A 2,756-nucleotide genomic window follows, 5' to 3' on the forward strand; every position below is an offset into this window, starting at 1 on the left:
CGGGCCGCGCCCGCCCGCGCTCCAAGGGCGCCCTCGCCTATTACGCCAGGGCAAAGGCCATGTGCTAGGCTTATAGCGGCGCCGACAAGGACAGGTGCATGGATAACGCTAAATCCGTGCACACGGCCGCGCTGGCGCCGCTGCTCGTCGTGCCTGCGCGGTCGGCCTTGGCGTCGGCCAGCGCGGCCGTGTGCACGGATTTCGCGTTATCCATGCAGCTGTCCTTGTCGGCGCCGCTCTTCGCGTCGCACTTGGCCTTGGCCAGGTCGTACTCGGCGTCGGCGACGTTGGTGCGCGTGCGGGCGCGGCCGGCTGCCGTGTTGTTGTACTTGGACAGTGCATCGGCCTCGGTGCGGGTGCGCGCCAGCCGGGCTTCGGCCATGCAGATGTCCTTGTCGCTGCCGCTCCGGGCGTCGCATTTCGCTGTCGCCGCCCGGTATTCCGACTCCGCTTTCTGGGTGAGATTGCGGTAGGTCGCCGGGTCGTGGTTGAGTGCCGCAGTCGGTGCCGCGGCGAAGCTCGCGCCTGCAGCCGTCGCGAGCAAGGTCGCAATCAGCGTTTTCATGGTCTTGTCCCTGTGTTGTTTGTTGTGACAGCCAGATTTAACGCCCGCACGCCAGGGACCTCTGTGCGGCAACGAACGCTAGTCTCAATCGTCGCTGAGCAGCCCCTCGCGCCACAACGGCGCCGCGTCCTCGAACGGCTTGCCGGCACTGCCGAAGCGCGCGCCGTCGCGCGCGAGGCCCACCCATGCGCGGGTATCGTGGCCGTTGCGCGCAACCGGCTGGTCGTGCCTGAGCTTTTCCAGCCACGCGTAGATGCGGCCGTAGTCGCCGGGGTGGCGGTCGTGCGTCCAGGCCAGCGCCACCAGGTCGGCATAGCCTTCCTCGCGGCGGGTTTCGCGCATCGCCTTCGATGCCGCCAGCAGCGACGGATCGTCCGCCGTCTCTTCGTTCACCTCGACGAAACCGGCCGGCAGCGCATGCCACGCGCCCTGCGCATAGCGCCAGCAATGGCCGATCTCGTGGGCCGCCATCGCCTCGATCAATTCGCCCTGCCCGGCCGCCGGCACGCCGTCGAGCTGGCGCTCGGCATCCGGATTGCCGCGCAGCGACAGCACGAGCTTGCAGCGGCCGCCCGCGAAGCCCATCGCCATCGGCACGTCGTTCGGGCCGGCCTGCGGCTGGACGACGACATCGATGGGCAGGTTCAGGCTGCGCGAGTACGCGAGGACGGGGAGCGCGGCACCGAGCCAGCGCTGCTCCAGCGGCGTGAGGTCGGCGGCGGCGGCGGGAAGGGTTGCGCACAGCAGCGCTGCGGCGAGGACGGCTTTGGACATGATGGGCTTCCCGTTGGATATTTAAAATGCCTAACGGCAATTTTAAATCCGGTTGAAGCCCCTTTTTCAGCAATATTTTTGCGCCTGTTTAAAAGCGTAATCTTGCCTATCCGGCCACGCGCGCCTCGCTGGGCGGATGCCCGATGACGCGTTTGAAGGCGCGGCTGAACGACGCCTCGGAGTCGTAGCCGAGCCGGTTCGCGACGGTCGCCACGCGCATGCCGTCGCGCGCGATCCAGTGCCGCGCCTGGAACATCTTGACCTTGGCAACGTACTTGGCCGGAGTTTCGCCGACGGCGCTGGAAAACTTGTCGATGAAGCTGGACCGCGACGCGCCCATCACGCCGGCCAGTTCGCTCACCGACCAGTCGCGCTCCGGCTGGCGGTGGATCGCCGCCAGCACGCGTCCGATCTGCGGACAGCGCACGGCCGCGATCCACCCGCTCGCATCGCTGCACGCGCATTCGACCCATGCGCGGATGATGCTCGCGGCCAGCACGTCCGCCAGCCGCGCGAGGATGCCGCAGGCGCCGATGCGGTCGAGCGCGACTTCGCGCTCCATCGCTTCCAGCATCGCGTGCACGGCCGGGTCGCGCTGGCCCAGGTCGGCGGCGCGCATCGCCTCCGGCATCATCGCCAGCAGCGGGTGCAGCGGGTCGAGATTGAACCGCATCGCGCCGCAGAACAGGACCTGCTCCGCCGCCGCATCCTGCGCACCGGTGCCGCTCACGAGATACAGGTTTTCCGACACGGCCTTGCGCGCCAGCGAGTCGATCTCCACCGCCGGCAGGTCCGGGCTGCTGGCCATCACGTGCGCCGTACCGTGCGGCAGCAGCACGGCGTCGCCGGGATTCAGCTGCAGCCAGCCCTTGGTGGCCGTGTGCATCCAGCAGCTGCCTTGCGCGACGAAGTGAAAGCTCGCCTCCCGCTTGGCGGGGAACGCGACGGCCCACGGCTCGCGCATCACGCAGCGGCCGTATTCGACGCCGTCGAGGCGCAGGCCGAGGAGGATTTCGGTCAGGGCGTCCTGGCCGGTCTTCGGATCCCTGTTTGGACGAATGGTCATGAGATTCGGATTGAATGGCATGGAAAGTCCAGAATCTTAGCCCTACACTGCCATTTCCACAATATCCCGAGGTATCCATGAATGAATCCACCTGCATCGACGCAGACGCGCATGTCGCGCCGCCGCGCGTCGCGGCCCAGGCGAAAAACGCCAACTGGGGCGGCATCGCCAGCCTGACGCTGGGCGTGTTCGGTCTCGTGACGGCCGAGTTCCTGCCGGCGGCGCCCCCGCGGCGCGGGCGGCCCTGCCCCCCCTGGCCCATGAGCCCCCGGCTCACTACCCCCCCCACGTTCTCCCCCCGCCCGGCTAGTACGGCGCCCACCGGTGCCCCGCCGGCGCCGGCCATCTGGC

General features: G+C 68.5%; 3 protein-coding genes and 1 pseudogene. 1 reads left to right on the forward strand and 3 read right to left on the reverse strand.

Features of this window, described 5'->3' with window-relative positions; translation table 11 throughout:
• Positions 1–70 precede the first annotated feature (70 nt).
• The 3 genes from ACEN88_RS28660 to ACEN88_RS28670 all read right to left on the reverse strand — a co-directional run bounded on the left by ACEN88_RS28660 (position 71) and on the right by ACEN88_RS28670 (position 2,405).
• On the reverse strand, positions 71–565 hold the full coding sequence (locus tag ACEN88_RS28660) for a hypothetical protein (protein ID WP_413345154.1): 495 nt from the start codon (positions 563–565) through the stop codon (positions 71–73).
• Positions 566–649: 84 nt separating this feature from the next.
• Positions 650–1,339, reverse strand: coding sequence for a hypothetical protein (locus ACEN88_RS28665; protein ID WP_413345156.1), 690 nt, complete (start codon positions 1,337–1,339; stop codon positions 650–652).
• 106 nt (positions 1,340–1,445) lie between these two features.
• Entirely contained in the window at positions 1,446–2,405 is a 960-nt protein-coding gene (locus ACEN88_RS28670; RefSeq protein ID WP_413345158.1) for an AraC family transcriptional regulator, read from the reverse strand.
• 77 nt (positions 2,406–2,482) lie between these two features.
• On the opposite strand from ACEN88_RS28670, the pseudogene ACEN88_RS28675 reads away from it, so the two are divergent.
• A pseudogene (locus ACEN88_RS28675) lies at positions 2,483–2,756 on the forward strand (hypothetical protein); the annotation flags it as partial.

The organism is Massilia sp. CT11-108 (genome assembly GCF_047302915.1).
Lineage (GTDB): Bacteria > Pseudomonadota > Gammaproteobacteria > Burkholderiales > Burkholderiaceae_D > Telluria > Telluria orientalis.

Excerpts from the sequence above, each read along its gene's own strand:
- ACEN88_RS28660 (WP_413345154.1), bottom strand. The coding sequence starts at position 565 with ATGAAAACGCTGATTGCGACCTTGCTCGCGACGGCTGCAGGCGCGAGC.
- ACEN88_RS28665 (WP_413345156.1), bottom strand. The coding sequence starts at position 1,339 with ATGTCCAAAGCCGTCCTCGCCGCAGCGCTGCTGTGCGCAACCCTTCCC.
- ACEN88_RS28670 (WP_413345158.1), bottom strand. The coding sequence starts at position 2,405 with ATGACCATTCGTCCAAACAGGGATCCGAAGACCGGCCAGGACGCCCTG.